This window comes from Nisaea sp. (assembly GCF_017640745.1).
In the GTDB taxonomy this organism is placed as follows: Bacteria; Pseudomonadota; Alphaproteobacteria; order Thalassobaculales; family Thalassobaculaceae; genus Nisaea.
The window spans coordinates 178,653-201,256 of the sequence record NZ_JAEPQA010000001.1 but is presented as its reverse complement, the minus strand read 5'-3'; the positions used below and the strand labels follow the sequence as shown (position 1 = coordinate 201,256).

24 protein-coding genes and 1 tRNA gene are annotated in these 22,604 nt (G+C 63.0%); 20 read left to right on the top strand and 5 right to left on the bottom strand.

Going from position 1 to position 22,604, the window contains the following annotated elements; all coding sequences use genetic code 11:
- Positions 1–207 precede the first annotated feature (207 nt).
- The 12 genes from rpiB (at position 208) to JJ959_RS00935 (ending at position 11,538) form a co-directional block, all read left to right on the top strand.
- The gene (gene rpiB / locus JJ959_RS00990; protein WP_292879404.1) at positions 208–657 is read left to right on the top strand and encodes a ribose 5-phosphate isomerase B; all 450 of its coding nucleotides are present in this window, start codon (positions 208–210) and stop codon (positions 655–657) included.
- 70 nt (positions 658–727) lie between these two features.
- Positions 728–2,020: a serine hydroxymethyltransferase gene (gene glyA, locus JJ959_RS00985; protein WP_292879403.1), complete on the top strand. Its 1,293-nt coding sequence runs from the start codon at positions 728–730 to the stop codon at positions 2,018–2,020.
- A gap of 55 nt (positions 2,021–2,075) precedes the next feature.
- Positions 2,076–2,537, top strand: a complete 462-nt coding sequence (gene nrdR, locus JJ959_RS00980; RefSeq protein WP_193180518.1) for a transcriptional regulator NrdR — start codon at positions 2,076–2,078, stop codon at positions 2,535–2,537.
- Between the two features lie 80 nt (positions 2,538–2,617).
- Complete coding sequence (gene ribD, locus JJ959_RS00975; RefSeq protein WP_292879402.1) at positions 2,618–3,724, top strand: bifunctional diaminohydroxyphosphoribosylaminopyrimidine deaminase/5-amino-6-(5-phosphoribosylamino)uracil reductase RibD; 1,107 nt, start codon at positions 2,618–2,620, stop codon at positions 3,722–3,724.
- Between the two features lie 9 nt (positions 3,725–3,733).
- Entirely contained in the window at positions 3,734–4,336 is a 603-nt protein-coding gene (locus JJ959_RS00970; RefSeq protein WP_292879401.1) for a riboflavin synthase, read from the top strand.
- A complete protein-coding gene (gene ribB / locus JJ959_RS00965) occupies positions 4,329–5,498 on the top strand; it encodes a 3,4-dihydroxy-2-butanone-4-phosphate synthase (protein ID WP_292879400.1) in 1,170 nt (389 codons plus the stop codon). The genes JJ959_RS00970 and ribB overlap by 8 nt, the downstream gene beginning before the upstream one ends.
- The gene (locus JJ959_RS00960; protein WP_292879399.1) at positions 5,495–5,932 is read left to right on the top strand and encodes a 6,7-dimethyl-8-ribityllumazine synthase; all 438 of its coding nucleotides are present in this window, start codon (positions 5,495–5,497) and stop codon (positions 5,930–5,932) included. The genes ribB and JJ959_RS00960 overlap by 4 nt, the downstream gene beginning before the upstream one ends.
- 7 nt (positions 5,933–5,939) lie before the next feature.
- A complete protein-coding gene (gene nusB, locus JJ959_RS00955; protein WP_292879398.1) occupies positions 5,940–6,443 on the top strand; it encodes a transcription antitermination factor NusB in 504 nt (167 codons plus the stop codon).
- Positions 6,444–7,433, top strand: a complete 990-nt coding sequence (thiL, locus tag JJ959_RS00950; protein WP_292879397.1) for a thiamine-phosphate kinase — start codon at positions 6,444–6,446, stop codon at positions 7,431–7,433.
- Positions 7,434–7,453: 20 nt separating this feature from the next.
- Positions 7,454–7,936 carry a flagellar basal body-associated FliL family protein gene (locus JJ959_RS00945; RefSeq protein ID WP_292879396.1) on the top strand — a complete coding sequence of 161 codons (483 nt, stop codon included), beginning with the start codon at positions 7,454–7,456 and terminating at the stop codon, positions 7,934–7,936.
- Between the two features lie 87 nt (positions 7,937–8,023).
- On the top strand, positions 8,024–9,223 hold the full coding sequence (locus JJ959_RS00940) for an MFS transporter (RefSeq protein WP_292879395.1): 1,200 nt from the start codon (positions 8,024–8,026) through the stop codon (positions 9,221–9,223).
- Positions 9,224–9,441: 218 nt separating this feature from the next.
- Positions 9,442–11,538: a sodium-translocating pyrophosphatase gene (locus JJ959_RS00935; RefSeq protein WP_292879394.1), complete on the top strand. Its 2,097-nt coding sequence runs from the start codon at positions 9,442–9,444 to the stop codon at positions 11,536–11,538.
- 66 nt (positions 11,539–11,604) lie between these two features.
- Here the strand turns inward: JJ959_RS00935 and bamE are convergent, their stop codons facing one another.
- On the bottom strand, positions 11,605–12,066 hold the full coding sequence (gene bamE / locus JJ959_RS00930) for an outer membrane protein assembly factor BamE (protein WP_292879393.1): 462 nt from the start codon (positions 12,064–12,066) through the stop codon (positions 11,605–11,607).
- 106 nt (positions 12,067–12,172) lie between these two features.
- Between bamE and JJ959_RS00925 the strand changes: the two genes are divergently transcribed.
- From JJ959_RS00925 to JJ959_RS00895, 7 genes are all read left to right on the top strand, one after another.
- Entirely contained in the window at positions 12,173–12,784 is a 612-nt protein-coding gene (locus JJ959_RS00925) for a ubiquinol-cytochrome C chaperone family protein (protein WP_292879392.1), read from the top strand.
- 60 nt (positions 12,785–12,844) lie between these two features.
- Positions 12,845–13,402: a YceD family protein gene (locus JJ959_RS00920; RefSeq protein WP_292879391.1), complete on the top strand. Its 558-nt coding sequence runs from the start codon at positions 12,845–12,847 to the stop codon at positions 13,400–13,402.
- 142 nt (positions 13,403–13,544) lie between these two features.
- On the top strand, positions 13,545–14,609 hold the full coding sequence (gene plsX, locus JJ959_RS00915) for a phosphate acyltransferase PlsX (RefSeq protein ID WP_292879390.1): 1,065 nt from the start codon (positions 13,545–13,547) through the stop codon (positions 14,607–14,609).
- On the top strand, positions 14,606–15,592 hold the full coding sequence (locus tag JJ959_RS00910; RefSeq protein WP_292879389.1) for a beta-ketoacyl-ACP synthase III: 987 nt from the start codon (positions 14,606–14,608) through the stop codon (positions 15,590–15,592). Before plsX ends, JJ959_RS00910 begins: the two co-directional genes overlap by 4 nt.
- 243 nt (positions 15,593–15,835) lie before the next feature.
- Positions 15,836–16,147, top strand: coding sequence for an integration host factor subunit alpha (locus tag JJ959_RS00905; protein ID WP_193180539.1), 312 nt, complete (start codon positions 15,836–15,838; stop codon positions 16,145–16,147).
- Between the two features lie 20 nt (positions 16,148–16,167).
- Entirely contained in the window at positions 16,168–16,686 is a 519-nt protein-coding gene (locus JJ959_RS00900) for a MerR family transcriptional regulator (RefSeq protein WP_292879388.1), read from the top strand.
- A 98-nt stretch (positions 16,687–16,784) separates the two neighbouring features.
- Positions 16,785–16,861: transfer RNA gene (locus tag JJ959_RS00895), tRNA-Pro, on the top strand.
- Between the two features lie 28 nt (positions 16,862–16,889).
- Here JJ959_RS00895 and JJ959_RS00890 read toward each other — a convergent pair.
- Both JJ959_RS00890 and JJ959_RS00885 read right to left on the bottom strand, forming a co-directional pair.
- A complete protein-coding gene (locus tag JJ959_RS00890; protein ID WP_292879387.1) occupies positions 16,890–17,378 on the bottom strand; it encodes a hypothetical protein in 489 nt (162 codons plus the stop codon).
- A gap of 43 nt (positions 17,379–17,421) precedes the next feature.
- Complete coding sequence (locus JJ959_RS00885) at positions 17,422–17,685, bottom strand: hypothetical protein (protein WP_292879386.1); 264 nt, start codon at positions 17,683–17,685, stop codon at positions 17,422–17,424.
- A 147-nt stretch (positions 17,686–17,832) separates the two neighbouring features.
- On the opposite strand from JJ959_RS00885, the gene JJ959_RS00880 reads away from it, so the two are divergent.
- Positions 17,833–19,038: an MFS transporter gene (locus JJ959_RS00880; RefSeq protein WP_292879385.1), complete on the top strand. Its 1,206-nt coding sequence runs from the start codon at positions 17,833–17,835 to the stop codon at positions 19,036–19,038.
- An 84-nt stretch (positions 19,039–19,122) separates the two neighbouring features.
- Here the strand turns inward: JJ959_RS00880 and trpE are convergent, their stop codons facing one another.
- Together trpE and JJ959_RS00870 are read right to left on the bottom strand one after the other, a co-directional pair.
- A complete protein-coding gene (gene trpE / locus JJ959_RS00875; protein WP_292879384.1) occupies positions 19,123–20,631 on the bottom strand; it encodes an anthranilate synthase component I in 1,509 nt (502 codons plus the stop codon).
- The gene (locus JJ959_RS00870) at positions 20,631–22,550 is read right to left on the bottom strand and encodes a SurA N-terminal domain-containing protein (protein WP_292879383.1); all 1,920 of its coding nucleotides are present in this window, start codon (positions 22,548–22,550) and stop codon (positions 20,631–20,633) included. Before JJ959_RS00870 ends, trpE begins: the two co-directional genes overlap by 1 nt.
- Positions 22,551–22,604 lie beyond the last annotated feature (54 nt).

Genomic DNA, 22,604 nt, shown 5'->3' with positions numbered 1-22,604 from the left:
ACTTGAATCTCATATTTCCGGCTGATTTCTGGGAGGCATCATTATCTGGAATTTACGGTCAAAATACGGCCGCGAATATATTATGGCGCGAATGTCAGTCTATGCGTGCGATGCAGAGGACTTAGGCGCGGAAATAGTGGTGCGCAGGAGTCCGGGTGGCGTATATAGTGGGCTCGCCGCAACGAGGAGCGTTTGGTCGGACGGAAAATGGCAGATAACGCAATCGTGATCGGATCGGATCACGCCGGATTTTCTTTGAAGCAAGTATTGATTGCTCATCTCAAAGATAAGGGGTGGGACGTCGTCGATGTCGGCACGCACGGTCTGGACTCCGTCGATTATCCCGATTTCGGCGGCGCCGTGGCGAAGGCCTTGAAAGACGGCAAGGGCGAACGCGGCATCGTGGTTTGCGGTACCGGGATCGGCATCAGCATCGCCGCCAACCGTCACGCCTGGGTGCGTGCGGCGCTTTGTCACGACATCACCTCAGCCCGACTTTGCCGGGAGCATAACGATGCGAATGTTCTCGCGCTCGGTGCCCGGCTGATCGGGGAAGAAGTCGCAAAAGACTGCGTAGACGTCTTTCTCGACACAGAATTTGCAGGCGGCAGGCATCAGCGTCGCGTAGACAAACTCGGTTTTACCGAGAGCACGTAACCCTTGAGCTTGCGCCGCGGCGGAGGACCGAGTAGGCCCATCGCACCGCCGGACCCGAACTGGAGCTGACATGTCCGCTTTTGAGACCACCACGACCGACAATCCGTTCTTCGCCACGCCGCTCGCCGAGAGCGACCCGGACCTGTTCGGCGCGATCGCCGAGGAACTGCATCGCCAGAAGGATCAGATCGAACTGATCGCTTCGGAAAACATCGTCTCACGCGCCGTTCTCGAGGCGCAGGGCTCTGTTCTGACAAACAAATACGCCGAGGGGTATCCGGGGCGCCGCTATTATGGCGGCTGCGAATTCGTCGACAAGGCGGAAGCCCTGGCGATCGAGCGGGCCTGCAAGCTCTTCGATTGTGCCTTTGCCAACGTTCAGCCGCATTCGGGCGCTCAGGCCAACCAGGCGGTGATGCTGGCGCTGGTGCAGCCGGGCGACACCGTGATGGGAATGTCGCTCGCGGCCGGCGGTCACCTGACCCACGGCGCGCCGCCGAACCTTTCCGGCAAGTGGTTCAAGGCGGTGCAGTACGGCGTGCGCAAAGACGATGCGCGGATCGATTTCGATCAGGTCCGGTCGCTGGCCGAAGAACATAAGCCGAAGCTGATCATCGCGGGCGGTTCCGCCTATCCGCGTGAGATCGATTTTGCGAAATTCCGCGAGATCGCAGATTCCGTCGGCGCCTATTTCCATGTCGATATGGCGCATTTCGCCGGTCTGGTCGCCGGCGGCGCGCATCCGAGCCCGCTGCCGCATGCGCATGTGGTCACCACGACGACGCACAAGACGCTGCGTGGTCCGCGCGGCGGCATGATCCTCTCGAACGATCCGGAACTCGGCAAGAAGATCAATTCGGCCGTCTTTCCGGGCTTGCAGGGCGGTCCGCTGATGCATGTGATCGCCGCCAAGGCAGTCTCGTTCGGCGAGGCGCTGACACCTGATTTCAAGACCTATTCCCGACGTGTGGTGGAGAATGCGCGCGCGCTCTGCGACGTGCTGAAGGAGCGTGGTCTGGATATCGTTTCCGGCGGAACCGATACGCATGTCGTGCTCGTCGATCTCCGGCCGAAAGGGCTGACGGGCAATGTCGCGGAACAGGCGCTCGAACGCGCCGGCATTACCTGTAACAAGAACGGTGTGCCGTTCGATCCGGAAAAGCCGATGGTGACCTCCGGGGTCCGCCTCGGCACGCCGGCCGGCACGACCCGCGGTTTCGGGGTCGCCGAATTCAAGCAGATCGGAAATCTGATCGGTGACGTCCTCGACGCCGTCGCACAGAATCCCGGCTCAAGTTCACTGACGGAAGACAAGGTGCGTGCGCAGGTCGGCGCGCTTTGCGAACGGTTCCCGATCTACTGAGCAGGACGGCGGTCCGGGGAGGCCGCCTTACAGGATCGATTGAAGGGGGAAAGAGATGCGCTGTCCGTTCTGCGGTCACACGGATACCCAGGTGAAGGACTCCCGTCCGACCGAAGATAGTGCCGCCATCCGGCGGCGCCGGTTCTGCCCGGCATGCGGTGCCCGGTTCACGACGTTCGAGCGGGTTCAGCTCCGCGAACTGACCGTGGTGAAGAAGACCGGCAAGCGTGCCCCCTTCGATCGCGACAAGCTGGTGCGTTCGATCCAGATTGCAATGCGCAAGCGCCCGGTCGATCCGGAGCGCGTGGAGCGGATGGTGACCAGTATCGTCCGTCGCCTCGAAAGCATGGGCGAGGCGGAGATCCCGTCGGAGGTGATCGGGCAGATGGTCATGGAATCGCTGGCTAACCTCGATCAGGTCGCCTATGTCCGCTTTGCCTCGGTCTACAAGAACTTCCGCGAAGCCAAGGATTTCGAGGAATTCGTCGAGGAAATCAGCCACGACGGAGACGATTGAGCGATCCTTGCGTCAGAGGTCCGCGGCCGGCGGCAAACTGAGGCGGTGTCCCGCGCGGGGACGTTGCAGGGCGGGTACGGATGCCAATGCAGTCTGATGTTTCATTCATGCGGCACGCTCTCGCGCTCGCGCGCAGGGGCCTCGGAAGGGTCTCTCCGAACCCGTCGGTCGGCTGCGTCATCGTCAAGAACGGCGAGATTGTCGGGCGCGGCTGGACGCAGGCGGGCGGACGTCCCCACGCCGAAGCGGTCGCGCTTGAAGACGCCGGTGCCGCCGCGGCGGGCGCGACGGTCTATGTTTCGCTTGAGCCCTGCGCGCATCATGGCGCCTCTCCCCCCTGCAGTGATGCGCTCATCGCCGCCGGCGTCGCGCGCGTCGTATATGCGCTGAGGGATCCCGACCCGCGCGTCGACGGCGCGGGCCATGGAAAGCTCGCAGCAGCCGGCATTGAGATCGTCGCCGGCGTGCTGGAGAAGGAAGCGGAGGAACTCAATATCGGTTTCCTCACCCGGATCCGGAAAAACCGCCCCGCCGTGACCCTGAAACTGGCGACATCCCTCGACGGCAAGGTCGCGCTCGCGAACGGACGCAGCCAGTGGATCACAGGGACCGGCGCGCGCGCCGTTTCACACCAGATCCGGGCGACGCACGATGCGATCGTCACCGGTATCGGCACGGTCCTCGCGGACGATCCGGCGCTGACCTGCCGGCTGCCGGGACTGACCGTACGCTCACCGCTGCGGGTGGTGCTCGATGGCGGATTAAGGCTGACACCGGACCGCGAGGTCGCGGAAACCGCGAATGAGGTGCCTACCCTGGCAATCACGGCGATCTCGGAAAGCGATCCTCGAGCGGCAGCCCTGAAGGCCGTCGGGGTCGAGGTCGCCGGAGACATGCCGCTCGTTGACGGACGGCTGGACCTCGAGGCGGTGCTCGCGCTGCTCGCTGAACGCGGGATCACCCGGCTGATGGTCGAATCCGGAGGCGAACTTGCGACGGCTTTTCTGCGCCGGGATCTCGTCGATGAACTTGTCTGGTTCCGGGCACCGGCGATCATCGGAGGGGACGGGATCGGCGCAGTGCGCGACCTCGGTCTTGAACTGCTTGAATTCATGCCGCGTTTCGAACGGCGTGATGTCAGAAGCGTGGGCGAAGATCTGGTGGAAACCTACCGCCCACGAAACTAGGTTACGGCCATGTTCACAGGAATAATCACGCATATCGGTACGGTCACCCGTATCGAGAAGACCGGCGATACGCGCATGACGGTATCGGCCGGCTTCGATATGGACAGCGTCGCGATCGGCGCTTCGATCGCCTGTTCCGGATGCTGCCTCACCGTGGTCGACAAGGGCCCTGGGTGGTTTGCCGCCGATGTTTCGGCCGAGACCCTCTCGAAGACCAATCTTTCGTCCTGGAAAGAGGGGACGCGGATCAATCTCGAGAGGGCCCTGAAGGTCGGGGACGAGCTTGGCGGACACATCGTCAGCGGGCATGTCGATGGCCTCGCCGAGCTCGTTTCGATCGCCCCAGAAGGCGACAGCCACCGTCTGACCCTTCGTCCGTCGCCGGAGCTCGTCGCTTTCGTCGCCCAGAAAGGATCCGTTGCGCTCGACGGTATCTCTTTGACGGTAAACGAGGTTTCGGCCGAGACCTTCGGCATCAACATCATCGATCATACCTGGAAAGAGACCACTCTCAGCGACCGCGGGCCCGGCGACCAATTGAACATGGAAGTCGACATGCTTGCCCGCTATGTTGCGCGCCTGATTGATGTCCGGGATCTACGGAATGTCTGAAACCGCTGAATCGCTCGGCGAAGTCTTTCGCACCGCTCTCTCCTCCATCGAGGAGGTGGTCGAGGAGGCGCGCCAGGGCCGCATGTTCATCCTCGTCGACGACGAGGACCGTGAGAACGAGGGCGACCTCTGCATCCCGGCGCAGATGGCGACGCCCGAAGTGATCAACTTCATGGCCAAGCACGGCCGCGGGCTGATCTGCCTCTCGATGGAGCGGGAGCGGATCGAGAAGCTCGGCCTGCCGCTGATGTCGGCCAATAACGGCACCCGGCATGAAACCGCCTTCACGGTCTCGATCGAAGCGCGGGAAGGGGTCACGACCGGGATCTCGGCACATGACCGGGCGCGCACGATCCAGGTCGCCATAGACCCGCGCGCGGCGCGCGACGACATCGTGACGCCGGGCCACGTCTTCCCGCTGATGGCGCGCGATGGCGGCACATTGGTCCGTGCCGGACATACCGAAGCGGTCGTCGATATCGCCCGCATGGCGGGGCTCAACCCGTCGGGCGTGATCTGCGAGATCATGAACGACGACGGCACCATGGCGCGCCTGCCTGATCTGGTGCAGTTCGCGCAGTTTCACGGCCTCAAGGTCGCGACCATCGCGGACCTGATCGAATACCGCCGGCGCACGGAATCGGTTGTTCAGCGCTCTGTCGAGACGACGCTCGACAGCGCACATGGCGGCGACTGGCGGATGATCGTATATGTCAACAAGGTCACCTATGCCGAGCATGTCGCTCTGGTGAAGGGCGACATCACGACGGCGGACCCGGTTCTGGTGCGCATGCATGCGCTCAGCATCATGGAAGACGTTCTCGGTGACCGGACCGGCGCCCGCGCCGGCGGCGAGCTGCAGAACGCCATGCGCCAGATCGGTGAGGAGGGGCGCGGCGTCGTCGTTCTGATCCGCGAGCCTTCCGCGACCGCGCTCTCGGACCGGGTGCGCCGGAAGTTGCGCGCCGAGGCCGAAGGCAAGGGCAGCGAGAATGAACTCAGGGATTACGGTGTCGGCGCCCAGATTTTGGTCGATCTCGGGATCAGCGACATGATTCTCCTGAGCAATCACGACAGGAACATTGTCGGGCTGGAAGGCTACGGACTGACCGTAGTAGAGCGGCGCGGCGTAAAGACAGGAACCGAAGGAGCGGGCCGATGAGCCGCATTCTGATCGTCGAGGCACGCTTCTACGAGGACATCGCGGACGAGCTGGTGAAGGGCGCCTCGGCGGCGCTTGAGGCCGCCGGCGCGGAATTCGAACGTCTCGAGGTGCCGGGCGCGCTGGAAATCCCGGCGGCGATCTCCTTCGCCGCGCAGCGCACAGACGGGCCGGCCTTTGACGGTTATGTCGCCCTCGGTTGCGTCATCCGGGGCGAGACCACGCATTATGACTATGTGTGCGGCGAGAGCGCCCGTGGCCTGCAGGATCTCGCCCTCTGGGAAGGGCTGGCGATCGGCAACGGCATCCTGACGGTCGAGAACCGCGAGCAGGCATGGGCGCGGGCCTCGGTCGGGCAGAAGAACAAGGGGCGGGACGCCGCGGAGGCGGCTCTTGCGATGGCTGCCATCAAGCGCCGTTTCGGAATTGAGTGAGCCGAGGATGAGTAAATCGAGCCAGAAGGCAACGGACCGAAAGCGCCGCACCGCGGCGCGGCTTGCCGCGGTGCAGACGCTCTACCAGATGGCGATCACGGGAACGCCGGCGCCGCGCGTCATTGCGGAATTCAAGGAGCTGCGCCTTGACGGCGGCGCCGATGACGAGAGCTTCGGCCCGGCGGATCCGGCGTTCTACGAGAAGCTCGCGGCCGGCGTGACCGCCAACCTCGAAGCGGTCGACCAGCTCATCGCCGGGGCACTTGCCGAGGATTGGGCGCTCGACCGCCTTGAGACCATCGTCCGCAACATCCTGCAATGCGGCGCGCACGAATTGCTTGCCCATGGCGACATCCCGGCGCCGGTCGTGATTTCGGAATATGTCGATGTGGCCCACGCCTTCTTCGCGGAGAAGGAGCCGGGGTTCATCAACGGCGTCCTCGATCGTATCGCACGCACCGTACGTGAAGATGAGACCGGCGCTGCTGCTCCCGGTTCCGAAAGCGCCTGAGTGGTGAAACGCCTCGGCGAGTTCGAACGGATTGCGCGCTATTTCGCGCCGCTTGTGAAAGGGCAGAGTGAGGCCCTCGGACTTGCCGACGACGCGGCGATCGTCTCGCCACCGGCAGGAATGCGGATGGCGGTGACCGCTGATGCCCTGGTCGCCGGCGTGCATTTCCTCGAGAGCGATCCGCCGGACCGGATCGCGCGCAAGGCGCTCCGCGTCAACATTTCCGATCTCGCGGCGATGGGCGCCGAACCCTACGGCTATACGGTCACGCTCGCTCTGCCGTCTGGAATGTCGGATCCCGAAGGATGGCTGGAACGGTTCGTGACCGGACAGCGCAGCGATCACATTACCTTCGGACTGAAGCTGCTCGGCGGCGATACCGTATCCACACCCGGACCGCTCACCATCTCCGTAACGGCGTTTGGCTGGCTGCCCGAAGACAGGGCCCTGCTGCGCAGCGGTGCCCGTCCCGGGGACGATATCTACGTCTCGGGAACAATCGGGGATTCGGGACTGGGGCTTGCCGTGCTCATGGGCCGGATCTCTGGTCTCGATGAGGATGCGGAGCAATTCCTGATCGACCGCTATCAGGTTCCGGAGCCGCGTCCGATGCTGGGGCGGGCTCTGCTGCGGGTGGCAAGCTCGGCACTCGATATTTCGGACGGTCTGGCGCAGGATCTCGGACACATCACCGAATGTTCCTCCGTCGCCGCAGAAGTCTCCTTGTTCGCCATTCCGGTGTCTCAGGCAGCCGCGGCCGCGATGCGGAACGGCCAGGCCAAACCCGGCGATCTGGTTTCGTCCGGTGACGATTACGAACTGCTCTTCACCGCCCCGAAGGAGGCCCGGGAAGAGGTCATGTTGCGGGCCGAAGAGGCGAGTGTGCCGGTGACGCGGATCGGCACGATCCGCGCCGGTTCCGGCGTAGACCTGCTCGATGCCGACGGAAAGCCGCTCATACTTGAGCGCCGGGGCTATACCCACGCCTAGCGCGTGAGTTAAATAAGCGCATGAAGATTATTGTCATCCTCGTCGTCCTGCTCGCGCTCGCCGGCGGAGGCGTCTATGGCGTCTCGATGTTCGCGCCGGGGCTGCTCCCGCCGCAGGTGCTTGCCATGCTCGGTCAGGAGGTGCCGCCGGAAGACGAGAACAAGGCCCCGGAAAGGCCTAAAGTCACCCAACTCGTCGATCTGGAGCCGCTCAGCATCCCGATTTTCCGCGACGGCCAGGTCGACCGCTTTCTGGTCCTTCACATCTTCATCGAGGTCGAGCCCGGCCCGAATTTCGAACTCATCAACCGGGAGAAGGTCCGCATCATTGATGCCTATCTCGCGTATGTGCATGCGCTTTCCTCGCTCGATATCAAACCGGGGATCAATGACCGAGCCTTTCTGAAAGAGCGCCTGATGGCGAAAACCGAGGAAATCGTCGGCAAGGGTGTCGTCGTCGATCTTCTGTTCCAGAACGTTTTCGAACGCCCTCTGCAAGGCTAGTTGCGCACGCGGAGGTTCGTGGAACTGGCAGGTTCACGGCAGCCGTGCTACCAGACGGACCTCTTTTCGACTGATCCGCGATTACCCATGACCACTTCCACGATCGAAGGCCGCGATCCGACGGTTCGCAATGTCGTTCTTCTGGCGATCTGTCAGGCGCTCGCTATGACCGGCATGTCGGTCAACATGACCGTGACTGCGCTGGTCGGCCAGCAGCTCGCCTCGGATCCGGCCTGGTCGACGGTCCCGCTCGCGCTTCAGTTCACCGCGACGATGGCGACGACCCTGCCGGCGTCTTTCCTGATGCGGAAAATCGGAAGACGCGGCGGGTTCGCCGTCGGTATCACGATCGGTATCTTCGGCGCATTGCTGGCCTATCACGGTATCTTCGAACGCAGCTTCGCGATCTTTGCCGCGGGCTCGATGATGATCGGCTGTTTCCAGGGCTTCGCCGTCTTCTACCGCCACGCGGCGGCGGATACGGCCAGTGCGGCCTTCCGCAGCAAGGCGATCTCCCTGGTGCTCGCTGGCGGTGTCTTCGCCGCGATCGTCGGACCGGAACTCTCGAAATGGTCTTACGATCTCTTCACGCCTGTGCTCTATGCCGGCTGCTTCATCGTGGTGGCCTGTGTCCAGGCGCTTTCCTTCGCGTTCCTCTACTTCGTCCATATTCCGCCGGCGCGCCACGCTCCGGACAGCCCCAACATCCGCCCGCTGTCGGTGATCGTGCGGCAGCCGACCTTCATCGTCGCGGCGGTCGGGGCGATGATCGGATACGGGGTCATGAGCTTCGTGATGACCGCGACGCCTCTGGCAATCGTCGGGTGCGGCTACGAGTTCCGGGATGCCGCCTTCGTGATCCAGTGGCACGTGCTGGCGATGTATGCGCCGTCCTTCTTCACCGGCTCTCTGATCCAGCGATTCGGGGTCCGGCAGGTCATGATGACCGGTGCGGTGATCCTCGTCGGCGCGGCATTGGTTAATATCAGTGGGCTCGAAATCGAACGCTTCTGGCTCGGTCTCGTCATGCTCGGGGTCGGCTGGAATTTCATGTTCGTGGGCGGAACCTCTCTGCTCGCCGAATGCCACTCTCCGGAAGAGCGCGCGAAGGTGCAGGGCCTGAACGATTTCCTAGTCTTTGGAACGGTTACGGTCTCTTCCTTCGCCTCCGGCGCGCTGCTCAACGCCTTCGGCTGGAACGCGGTCAATTATGGAGTTTTACCGCTCCTTGCCATTGCCGGTTCAGTCATCGCCGTCGCTTTGTGGCGCCAGCGTTCACCGGTATAAAGACCGTAAATGTAATTGCGGATTCAGTTAGATACGCTTTACAGGACCCAAATTTTTGCTAGGTTTTTCCCCACTTGGAGTGGTGGGGCGGAGACCGGCAAATTCTTTTCGCTGTCTGCTAATTTCACCCTTCGATTTGAAATGCCAGTCGGAGTCCGGCGCCAAGACCGGACCCGGCGGCGAGGAAACGTGTTCAAGAAGATAGAAGGGTTTCGGATATGAGCGGAACTTTGGCTTTCGTCCTCCTGTGCGGAGTGGCGGCCTTGCTCTACGGACTATGGGCGATCCGGTCGGTGCTTGCCGCCGACGCCGGGTCCGCACGGATGCAGGAAATCGCCGGCGCGGTCCAGGAAGGCGCGGCGGCGTATCTCAATCGCCAATACACAACGATCGGTATCGTCGGAGTCGTGGTCGCGATCATTCTCGCGGTCTCTTTGGGCCTGACGGTTGCCATCGGCTTCGTGATCGGTGCCGTGCTCTCGGGCGCTGCGGGCTATATCGGCATGCACGTGTCCGTGCGGGCCAACGTCCGCACGACCCAGGCGGCGACGGTCGGCATGGTCCCGGCGCTGGACATCGCCTTCAAGTCCGGTGCGATCACCGGCATGCTGGTTGTCGGTCTCGGCCTGCTTGGGGTGGCCGGGTACTACGGCATCCTGCTCGGCATGTATGACGCCTCCACGGACGCGGGCCTGCGCCACATTCTCGAGGCGCTGGTCGCCCTCAGCTTCGGCGCGTCGCTGATCTCGATCTTCGCGCGTCTTGGTGGCGGCATTTTCACCAAGGGCGCTGACGTCGGCGCCGACCTGGTCGGCAAGGTCGAGGCCGGCATCCCCGAGGACGATCCCCGCAACCCGGCCGTGATCGCGGACAATGTCGGCGACAATGTCGGCGACTGTGCGGGCATGGCAGCGGATCTCTTCGAGACCTACGCGGTGACCGTGGTCGCAACCATGCTGCTGGCGGCGATCTTCTTCAGCGGTGAGGCCGCGGCCCTTATGCTGACCTTCCCGCTGCTGATCGGCGCGGTCTGCATTCTCGCCTCCGTCGTCGGTGCCTTCTTCGTGCGGCTCGGTCCGGACAAGAAGATCATGAAAGCGCTCTACAAGGGCTTCATCGTCAGCGCGGTGCTTTCGGCTGTCCTGATCGGCGGCGTGATCAGCACTGTGCTCGGCTGGGATACGGTCATGGCCATGAACAGCGGCCGTGAAGTGACCGGCATGACGCTCTTTGGCTGCGCCCTTGTCGGTCTGGTGGTGACCGGGCTCATCGTCTGGGTGACGGAATATTACACCTCGACGGAGTACCGTCCGGTGCGCTCCATCGCCAAGTCCTCCGAGACCGGCCACGGCACCAACGTGATCCAGGGTCTCGCGGTCTCCATGGAGGCGACGGCGCTCCCGGCGCTGATCATCTCCGGCGGCATTATCGGCGCCTACCTGCTCGCGGGTGTGTTCGGCATCGGCATTGCGGCAACCACGATGCTGGCGCTTGCCGGCATGGTCGTGGCGCTCGACGCCTACGGACCGGTCACGGACAATGCTGGCGGCATCGCGGAGATGGCGGAACTGCCGGAATCCGTGCGTGAGACCACCGATGCGCTGGACGCGGTCGGCAACACCACAAAGGCGGTGACCAAGGGCTATGCCATCGGCTCCGCCGGCCTCGCGGCGCTGGTGCTGTTCGCGGCCTTCACCGAGGACCTCAACCACTACTTCCCGGAGCTGAACGTCAAGTTCGAGCTGCAGAACCCGTATGTCGTGGTCGGTCTCTTCATCGGCGGCCTTCTGCCCTATCTCTTCGGCGCTCTCGGCATGCAGGCCGTGGGCCGTGCCGGCGGCGCGGTCGTCGAGGAGGTCCGGAGGCAGTTCCGCGAGCATCCGGGCATCATGCAGGGGACCGAGAAGCCGGAATACGGCCGTGCGGTCGACATGCTGACCAAGGCGGCGATCAAGGAAATGATCGTCCCGTCGATGCTGCCGGTGCTGGCGCCGATCGTGGTTTATTTCGTGATCAGTCTGATCGGCGGGCAGGGTGCGGGCTTCACCGCGCTCGGTGCGATGCTGCTGGGCACGATCGTGACCGGGATCTTCGTCGCGATTTCCATGACCGCCGGCGGCGGCGCATGGGACAACGCGAAGAAGTACATCGAGGACGGCAACCACGGCGGCAAGGGCTCCGAAGCCCACAAGGCCGCAGTTACCGGCGATACGGTCGGCGATCCCTACAAGGATACGGCCGGTCCGGCGGTGAACCCGATGATCAAGATCGCCAACATCGTGGCGCTCCTGCTGCTGGCGGCGCTCGCCGCCTGATCGGGCACATCAATCAAACAGGAAAGGCCCCGCGCATGCGGGGCCTTTTCTTTTCAGCCAAAGGGTTTACTGGCTGCTGAAGGCGCCATCCTGATTGAACCGGCCGATATTTCCGAACAGCTGCTGCAGGAACGAAATCCGCTGGCCCGCGGTCTGCGTCTCGCGGCCGACATACTCGATCCGCTTGCCGTCTTCCTTGTTCAGGCGGCCGATGCTGTCGACGATCCCGTTCTGGTCGAAGGCGATGTAGATCACGCGCTGATCGAGCACATCCTCCGCGAAGAAGGCGGTCTGTTCGGTCCGGCGCGCGATATACATCCAGGTTTCCTGGCCGAACTGGCTTTCCGTCGACGGCGAACCGAGCAGGGCGAGGACCCGGCCCTTGTCGCTCTCGCCCGGCTCGATCGCCGCGAGGGTCTCGATATCGACCATGTTGCCATGGATCGCGACCCGCGGTGAGCAGGCAACCAGTCCGAGGGCGATGATCGCAATGGCGAAGCCGGTGCGCTGGAACCGTTTGCGGCTCACTCGTTCTCTCCGTGACATCTTGTCCGTGACTGAAATCCGCCAGGGTCCTGGGGCAGGCGGGTTGCCGCCAATTTGGGGACCGACCGGCCCGAGGTCAACAATCCTGTTGCCGGTCGTTGACGCGGGGCGGCCCCGACGCCATTTTGCGCGCAACTCAAACCGGAAGCGGGATCGCGCGGTGTTCAGCAAATTCTTCAAGCGCAACGCATCCGCCGATGCGGCGGCCAAAGCCTATCAGGAGATCGTCCGGCAATCCCGCCTCCCTGTTTTCTATACGCGCTTCGGGGTGCCGGACACGCTCGATGGCCGCTTCGATCTGCTGGTGCTGCACTCAGCTCTGGTATTGATCCGGTTGAAGGGAAAGAAAGGCGAATCGGAAGCGTTCTCGCAGGCTCTTTTCGATACGCTTTTCACCGATATGGACCAGTCGCTCCGGGAAATCGGCGTCAGCGACATCTCCATCGGAAAGAAAGTCAAGGAGATGGGGCGGGCCTTCTACGGTCGCCTCGACGCCTACGAAGGCGCTCTGCTGGCTTCGGATGAACAGCGCGGCGACCTGATAAGCGGGGCGTTGATGCGCAATCTCTATCGTGGAGAAGCCGAGGCTGAGGCAATTTCCGGAGAGATGGCAGAATATGTCATCGCCCAATTCGCCCATCTTGGCGAGCAGCCGCAGGAACGGATCACTGCCGGCGATATCGGTTTCCGCGCCCCTTGAGGTCGTTGCAGGCGCTTGCCGCTTGAGGGCGGGGCACGCTGCGCATATTGTGCGCTTCCCATGGAAACGACAGCCAAGACAGAACTTTCGCGCCCCGTACGGATCAAGGATCTGAAGAAACGGGTGACCCATCTGGACGTTGAGGCCACGCCCGGGGAGTGCCGTGCGCTTGCCGAGCGCTTCGGGCTTCCGGCTCTGACCTCGCTTCGGGCGGTTGTTTCGATCGAGCGCCTTGCCAAAGACAGGGCGGTGCGGATTACCGGGACGGTCTCGGCGCACCTGACCTATCTCTCCGTGGTTTCGCTCGAACCGTTCGAGGCGGATATCTCGGAGGAATTCAGCGAGGTTCTGACAAGCGAGACGGAAAGCGGCCCTGTGGCGGAGGTGGACCTGCCGCCGGATGATGAAAATATGGGGCGGATAGAGGACGGCGGGTTTGACCTCGGCGAGGTCATATCCCAGAATCTGTCGCTGTTGCTCGACGAGCATCCGCGCAAGCCGGGAGAAGAGGAAGCTCCGGACGGCATCGTCTGGACGGACAGTGACGCAGAAGACGAAGACGAGAACCCGTTTTCGGTGCTGGCAGAGATGCGGGACCGGCTTCGAAATGGGGACTAAATTTATTGAACTTTTGTGAAGCTTTGCCTATGACCCTCGTGCATCCTCCTTCCTGCACTCCGTATCTGTGGAAGGTTAACTGTCGAGGGGTTTCGAAACGCGCCGCTGTGGCCGCGTCTTCAACCTGGATGATGTCGAACACATGGTAGACGGTCCAACACTGGCCCTGGACGCTATGGGCGGCGATCACGCGCCCGATATCGTGATTCGCGGAGCGGATATCGCGCTTGCGCGGATGCCCGATCTCAAGCTGATTTTGGTCGGTGACGAGGCGCAGCTGCGCCCGCTGATCGAAAAGACGAAAAGGCTGGCGAACAGCAACTTCACGCTGATCCACACCGACAAGGCGGTCGGGGCGGCGGAGAAGCCGTCCGTTGCGCTGCGTTCCGGGCGCAATTCAAGCATGCGTCTTGCGATCAATCAGGTGGCGGAAGGCGCCGCGGACGGCGTCGTTTCGGCCGGCAATACCGGTGCCCTGATGGCGATGTCGAAATTCGTCCTGCGGATGTGCCCGGGCATCGAACGACCGGCGATCGCGAGTTTCTTCCCGACCCGTCGTGGCGAGACATGCATGCTGGATCTCGGGGCCAATGTCGACTGCGACTCCCAGAACCTCGTCCAGTTCGCGCTGATGGGGGAAATTTTCTCTCGCCTGGTACTCGGCCTCAGCCGGCCGACCGTCGGTCTGCTGAATGTCGGCAGCGAGGAGCAGAAGGGAAGCGACGCGGTCCGTGGCGCCGCAGCCATACTGCGCGAGATCAAGTCCGAGAGTTTTGAATATATCGGCTTCGTCGAGGGTGACGACATCACCGCCGGCACAGTCGACGTGATCGTGACCGACGGATTCTCCGGCAATATCGCGCTCAAGACCGCCGAAGGCACCTCGCGGATGATCACCCAGTTCCTGCGCGACGCCTTCAAGTCGTCCTGGGCCGCCCGCATCGGTTATCTTCTGTGCCGCGGTGCGCTAGAACAGATGCGCAAGCGTCTCGATCCGCGGCGTTACAATGGCGCCGTCTTCCTCGGCCTCAACGGTATCAGCGTGAAGAGCCATGGTGGAACCGACGCGCTCGGGTTCGCCAATGCTGTTTGCGTCGCCGCCGATATGTGCCGTTACGGTTTCCTCAATAAAGTCAAAGAAGAGATCGCACTCTACGGTGATTACGAGGGTGCGGCCCTGACACGCCAGACATCGGTAGCTTCATGACCCTGAAGAAGTCTCTGTTGGTCGGCTGCGGCTCCTACTTGCCGCAGCGGATCGTCACGAATGACGAGTTGGCAAAAAAGGTCGACACGTCGGACGAATGGATCTCGAAGCGGACCGGTATCCGGCAGCGCCATGTCGCCGCGAACGGCGAGATGACGTCGGACCTCGCCGTCGCCGCGGCCCGTGCCGCGCTCGAGAATGCAGGCATGGAGATCGCCGATATCGATCTCATCGTCGTTGCCACCACGACGCCGGACGACACCTTTCCCTCCACTGCGACCAAGGTGCAGGCGAAGCTCGCCATGGATCACGGCGCCGCCTTCGATATCCAGGCGGTCTGCGCCGGGTTTATCTACGCGCTGGCGACGGCCGACAATTTCATCAAGGCCGGGCAGGCGCGCGCGGCGCTGGTCATTGGTGCCGAAACCTTCAGCCGCATCCTCGACTGGGAAGACCGCTCGACCTGCGTTCTCTTCGGCGACGGCGCCGGTGCGGTCGTGCTGCGTGCCGCCCGCGACGATGAGGACGTGGACGATTTCGGTGTGCTCTCGACCCATCTGCATTCCGACGGCCGGCACAGGGATATCCTTTATGTCGACGGCGGCCCGTCCTCGACCAAGACCGTCGGTCATGTCCGCATGGCGGGGCAGGAGGTGTTCCGCCACGCCGTCTCCAAGCTTTCCGGCGTGATCGACGAGGCGCTTGCCGCCAACGGGCTTGAATCCACCGCCATCGACTGGCTGATCCCGCACCAGGCGAACGCCCGGATCATCAAGAGCATGGCGCAGAAGATGAAACTGCCGGACGAGAAGGTGGTCTCGACCATTGCCCGGCACGCCAACACGTCGGCCGCCTCGGTGCCGCTCGCGCTCTCCGAGGCGATGGCGGACGGCCGGGTCAAGAAAGGCGATCTGGTGCTCTTCGAAGCGATCGGCGGCGGTCTCGTCTGGGGTGCGGGTCTGGTCCGAATCGGCGCTCCCTGAATAGGATCTGGCGCGTGCCTTTTTTCCGCCATATTGCGGCGCAATTTCCAGCGCAATCGCGCTAATTTCTCTCTGTTTCAGTAGGTTAGGTACTGTGCTCGAAAGCCGCAGAAATCTCCCGTCAATTGGCGCCGGGCGGTCTGAAATTAGGTCAGAAAACGCCTCCAAATTCCTGTAATAAGTCGATTAATTGACGGTGCCGATTTTCCGCGATACTTTAGGCTGCTAAGGATGGGGGTGGCTATGACTGGTAAGACGGTTACACGGGCTCAATTGAGCGAGGCAGTGTACCAAGAAGTCGGTCTTTCTCGTAACGAGTCCGCCGAATTGGTTGAAGCTGTTCTCGAAGAAATTGCGCAATCCTTGTCTCGCGACGAGGTGGTCAAGATCTCTTCGTTCGGAAGTTTCCTGGTACGCCAGAAGGGGGAGCGCATCGGACGCAATCCCAAGACCGGCGAGGAAGTTCCGATTTTGCCGCGTAAAGTGCTGGTCTTCAGGCCTTCCCATGTCCTCAAGAACCGGATCAACGAAGGGCTTGGCGGCGACGCCGGGTGAGTACGGAGGCATGACGCCTAATGGCTATGCAAACCGACCATCAGAGCACTGGGACGCGTAGGAACGGCAAGTCCGCGTCGGCTTTCCGCACGATCAGCGAAGTTGCAGACGATCTTGAGGTTCCGCCGCACGTTCTCCGTTTCTGGGAAACCAAGTTCTCTCAGGTGCGGCCGCTGAAACGCGGCGGCGGACGGCGTTATTACCGTCCCGAAGACGTCGCGCTTCTGCGCCGTATCCGGACGTTGCTCTATCAGGATGGCTACACCATCAAGGGCGTGCAGAAGCTGTTGAAAGACGGCGGCGCGCGCGCCGCCATGCGCAATGACGGCGGCGAGTACGATCCGGAAATTCCGGGGCCGAACAGCGCCGCGAAAGCTGACGATGCGCAGCCGGGTCTGCCTTTCGAGGCTGACGGGACACAGGCATCGGTCGACGGCAATGGCCAGGACGGTCTCGCCACGGATGCGATGGAAGAGGTCCGGACCGCGCTCGGCGAGCTGGAATCCCTGAAAAAGGCGCTGGACCGGGTCCGGCGCTGAGCCGATTTCCAAATACATTCAGGTCAATGAACGATGCAGGCGCTTCAAGGCGCTTGCTTCCGCTTTGGTGACGGGCTAGAGAGACCGTCTCAATCGGTCGGAGCGTAGCGCAGCCTGGTAGCGCACTTCACTGGGGGTGAAGGGGTCGTGGGTTCGAATCCCGCCGCTCCGACCATTGATTTCCCCGTAAATGTTCAAGTTTGTTATGGCCACGGCACCTTCGCCGGGACCATGCCCAGGCGCTTGAAATAGGCGCCGAAGCTGGAATCCGGGCCGACCAGCCCGTGCACGAGGCGCGCGATCTGCATGCGCCGTTCCTGCACCCGGAAGGGGGCGCTTTCGGTATTCATCGGCTGAGGCAGGATGCAGCGCCAGTTGTCCACGGCGATGAGCACGTCCCGGTAGACGAGGGCGCCGTTGAACAGGAAATCGAGGATCACGGCGTCGCCGCGCTTGTTCGGCAGCTTCTCCAGCCAGGGTTCGGCATAGTTCCGGTCGGCGACGAGGCCCCAGGCCATCGAGAAGCGGATGTCCGGCATATAGTTCATCAGGACATTGTGCTCCTGCAGCTCGAAATCCGAGCCGGGCGTGCGTGACGGGACGATCCTGTGCATGAAGGTGGGAACGTTGGAGGTGCGCCAGTCGTCGGCTTTGCTGTCGACGATGACGCTCAGATACTCTTCAAGAGTCATTCAACGTTTCCATTGCGATGAAGTGATTGAGGCTGGTCATGCATTACCGCGAGCCGTCTATGGCCGCGCGGCCGAGATCCGTGAGCTTGCAGACCAGCCAGTTCGGTTTCAGCGGGTTTTCGAACCAGGGTTCTGCCCAGCCATGGTCGAGGCAGGATTGGACCATGCGGTCGTTTACCCGCTGCCCCTGATCGTTGAACAGCGGAAGCTTGCCGCCTGGCTCACCTAGGCCGCGCCGTAGCCACGCGACTTGCGTCTTTGTCGGGCGCTTGGCGGTTTTGCTGTCGCTTGCAGGCGTTTCGGACATCCTGGCTTTCCCGGCGCCCCGTGGCGAAGAATTGATCGTAAGATATGGTAATGGCGCGCCGGAATGAGTCAAATGCACATAGGAGAGTTGTGCGCTGACCTAAGTGCTGCGACGATTGCTGGAACCTCTTCTGACGGAAATTCGGCAATGAATCCTTTGTCCGACCGCCTTTCGCTCGGTTTTTCAAGCATCGGGCATTTCTATTCGCATTTCTTCATGCTGCTCTATCCGACGGCGGTGATTGCGCTCGAATCCGTCTTCTCCGCGCCCTATCACGAACTGATCGGGCTGATGTTCCTCGGCAACCTGATGTTCGGGCTTTGCGCCATTCCGGCGGGCTATCTCGGCGACCGCTGGAGCGCCACAGGCATGATGGTGGTGTTCTTTCTCGGGACCGGTGCGATGTCGATCCTCACCGGCTTCGCGAATTCGCTGTTCCAGATCGCGGCCGGCCTGACTGCAATCGGCTTCTTCGCCGCGATCTATCATCCGGTCGGTATCGCCTGGGTGGTGCGGCATGTGGCGAACCGGGGCAAGGCGCTCGGCATCAACGGTGTGTTCGGCAGCCTCGGTGTCGGCTCGGCACCGCTGGTCGCGGCGCTGCTGGCCGATCTCGGCTCCTGGCGCCTGGCCTTCATCCTTCCCGGTATCGTCTGCGTCGCGACGGGTCTCCTGCTTGCTTTCGGCGTCTGGCGGGGCTGGATCGAGAATGATACGAAGAAGGCGGCACGGGCACCGGCAGAGACCACGCGCAAGGATATGCAGCGCGGTGCTCTGGCGCTTGCGATTACAGTATGCTGTTCCGGGCTGATCTATCAGGCGACTTCCTTCGCCTTGCCGAAGCTCTTCGAGAACCGGCTCGGCAGCGGCGATGCGCTGTTTGGCATCGGCCTCCTGGTCTCGGCGATCTATTTCTGCTCCGGCGGCGCGCAGATCGCCGGCGGATGGCTGGCCGACCGGTTCAACAAGAAGCGGGTCTACGTGACCGCCTGGATTATCCAGATCCCGTTCCTGATCATCGTCGCCTCGATCGACAGCTGGCTGCTGTTTCCTGTCTCGGTCGTGATGGTGCTCTCGAACACCATCGCGGTGCCGACCGAGAACGCGCTGTTTGCCCGCTTTACGCCCCCGGCGTGGCGTGGGACGGCCTTCGGGGTGAAGTTCCTTCTGACGCTCGGTGTCTCTGCCGGCGCGGTTCCTCTGCTCGCCTGGGTCTACAGCGCGACGGGGGACTTCACCTGGCTGTTCCTGATCCTCGGAGGGCTCGCCGCAACGGCATTCGCCGCCGCTCTGCTGTTGCCGGCGGGAGAGGGGGAACCGGTACCGGAACTCGCGCCGGAGCCTGCCGAATAAAAAAGTGCGCGATCGTGTGAGGATCGCGCACTGACTTGTTTCACGTATCTATTTTCTGTGTTTCACGGCCGGAGGTCGGGCCGGTCAGCCGCTCCGCGCGGAGAATTTGACCGCTTCCTCGGCCGCCCGGAAGAGGGCGCGGGCCTTGTTGACCGACTCCTGGTATTCGCCTTCAGGATCGCTGTCCGCGACGACGCCGCCGCCGGCCTGGACATACATTGTTCCGTCCTTCACCACGGCGGTGCGTAGCGCGATACAGGTATCCATCGAGCCGTTGGCGCTGAAATAGCCGACCGCGCCGGCATAGACGCCGCGTCGTGACTTCTCCAGCTCGTCGATGATCTCCATCGCCCGGACCTTCGGCGCACCGGAAACGGTTCCAGCCGGGAAACCGCCCCAGAGTGCGTCGAGGGCGTCCAGTTCGTCGCGCAGCTTGCCTTCGACATGGGAGGCGATGTGCATGACGTGAGAGTAATACTCGATCACGAACTGCTCGATCACCTTCACGGTGCCGATCTTCGCCACCCGCCCGACATCGTTCCGGCCAAGATCGAGCAGCATCAGGTGCTCGGCGCGCTCCTTCGGATCGGACAGCAGGTCCTCGGCGAGGGCCTTGTCCTCTTCGGCATTGGCGCCGCGCTTGCGGGTGCCGGCAAGGGGGCGGAGCGTAACGTCGCCGTCGCGCACGCGCACCAGGATTTCCGGGCTGGAGCCGACGATCGAGAAATCGCCGAAGTCGAAATAGAACAGGAACGGCGAGGGGTTGAGCCGGCGCAGCGAGCGGTAGAGCGCGAGCGGCGGCAGCTTGAAAGGGACTGAGAAGCGCTGCGACGGGACGACCTGGAAGGCGTCGCCGGCGGCGATATAGTCCTTTGCCTTCTCCACCATCCGGTGGAACTCTTCGCGCGTGGTGTTGGAGCTTGGATCCGGCAGCTTGGTCGGCTCGCCGACGCCCTGTCGGGTCAGCGGCAGGTTGCGGTCGAAATCCTGCAGCACGTCCGACAGCAGGGCCCGCGCGGCGTCGTAGGCGGCGTCGGCGGACATGCCGGGATCCGGCCGGACGGGCGTGACAATGGTGACGACGTCTTCCAGCCGGTCGAAGATACAGATCACCGTCGGACGCAGGAAAAGGCCGTCCGGGATTTGCAGGTCGTCCGGATTGGTGTCGGGGATCTTCTCGGCCAGCCGGACCGCATCGTAACCCATGTAGCCGAAGAGGCCCGAAGCCATCGGCGGCAGACCCTCCGGCAGCTCAATCTCGGACTCCGCCAGCAGGCTGCGGAACGAGGCGAGGGGGGCTTCCGGGCACGGCTCGAAGGCATGCGGGTCGATCCGCGCCTGCCGGTTGATCTCCGCCTGTTCCTTCTTGAAGCGCCAGATCACGTCGGGGCGAAGGCCGATGATCGAGAAGCGGCCGCGCACGCTGCCGCCCTCGACGGATTCGAGCAGGAAGGCGTTCGCCTTGCGCTCGGCCAGTTTCATCATCGCGGAGACAGGCGTCTCCAGATCGGCGACCAGCGTGGTCCAGACGACCTGCGCCTTCCCGTCGGCATAGGTTGATGCAAACGGGGCACGTTCGGGAGAGACCTGCATCAGAACAGACCGCCGCTCTGCTGCGGAACGCCGCCGGTATTGCCGCCCTGAATGACCGAGAGCGGCAGGCCCGAGTTGATCGTGACACTGTGGCTGTCGCGGAGGGTCGCAACGAGGAGCTCGACGGCGTCCGCCGCCATTCCGCCCTGAACCTGTCGCGCGAGGCTATCCACGGCATCCTTCGCCGCTGCTGGATCGGCCTGCTTGACTGCGGTGAGCTCGGCGATGTGTATCTGCGTCAGATCCTCAGACATGCCGATGTCGCCGATCTTCAGGTCGAAGGCGATTTCGGCGACGTCGGCCGGCAGACCATCGGGCAGGCCATCACCGGTTCGGGTGAAAGGCGCGAGATCCCGGACCTCATAGCCCGCCTTTTCCGCCGCGGCGGAAAGCCCCCCGGAGGCGGCCTCCTGCACGAGAAGCTGCGCGCGCTTCAGGTTCGCGTCGGCACGGCGCTCCGCGATCATGTCGGCGACCACCTGATCCTTCACGTCGGCCAGCGGGCGAACGGTTGCCTCGGTGATGCCGTCGACGCGTAGAATGTAGTAACCGCCGCCGCGGGTCTCTTCGAGTTGGCTCTGTTCCTTGAGCGGGGTCGAGAAGAGGGTCGTCCGGAAGCCCGCGTCGGCGGCGATGCCGCCCGCTTCCGCGCCATCGATACCCTTGCCCTGCCGGTCGAGGTCCTGAAGCGCGACGGTTTTCAATTCGACCGCTTTGGCGGCTTCCTCGATCGTGTCGCCGGCAGCGAGCGAGTCCTCGATCTGGTTGGCAATCTCGAAGATCCGGTCGAGCGCATCATTGTGGGCAACGTCGCGCTTGAGCATGTCCTTCACCTCGTCGAAGGACTTGGTGCTCTCGGGCATGATTTCGGTCACGCGGAAGATGTGCCAGCCGAGGTCGCTCTCGACGGGGGCGGTCGGCACGTTCAGTTCCGCGTTGAAGACGGCGTCGGCGAGGGCGGTGCCTTCGAGATCGGCCCGGGTCACGGAGCCGAGCGACAGCGCGTCCGGCGCCATCTCCGCCACCTCTCCCGCGACCTTTTCGAACGACTGGCCTTCGCCGAGGGCGGCCGCTGCCTTGTCGGCGGTTTCCTTGTCGGCGAGGAAGATCTGGTCAACGGTGCGGCGCCCGGGGGTCTGGAACTCACCGAGACGGGAGTCGTAGGCTTCGCGGAGCTTGAAGTCCGAAACCTCGATATCTTCGGCAAGGGCGTCCGGGGTCAGGGACAGCACGGTCGCGGAACGGTATTCCTGGGCCCTGTAACGTTCCTTGTTGTCGTTATAGAAGGCGTCGATCTCGCCGTCGGTCGGTGCGGCCGGCTCCGCCAGCGTGGCGGCATCGAGCGTGACGAGTTTCGCTTCGCGCTCCTCGTTGCGGTAGCGGTAGTAGGCATTCGCCTGAACTTCCGGGACCGAGAGCCCGGCGGTCACCGCATTGATGATCTGGTCGCGCCGGATTTCCTCGCGCAACAGCGTGACGAAGCCGGCCTCGCTCAACTGGTTGCGGAACAGGACCTGGCGGAACATGTCCGGATTGAATTTGCCGGTCTGGTCGCGGAAGGCCGGCATGTCGGCGATACGCTGCTTTATCTGATCCTCGCCGACGGCAAGCCCGAGATCGCCTGCTTCTGCGACGAAGAGCGCGCGGTTGGCGAGATCGTTCATGACCTGCTCGAGAACGCCGAATTGGGCGGCCTGCTCCGCAGTCAACTGCGCCCCCATGGTGCGGCGGACGCGTTCGAACTCGTCGAGAACCTCGGCGGTCGTGATCTCGACATCGCCGACCTCGATGGCGGCCTTGCCTGTCGGGGAGCCGAGGAAGATATCGCCGATCCCCCAGACCGCGAACGAGGCAATCAGCAGAACGAACAGTCCCTTGACGAAGATCGAGGTGACGCGGGAGCGGATCATTTGAAGCATGGGGTACGTCGCGGCTTTCTCGGGTTACGGGGCCCCCTCACGGGGAGGCGCATA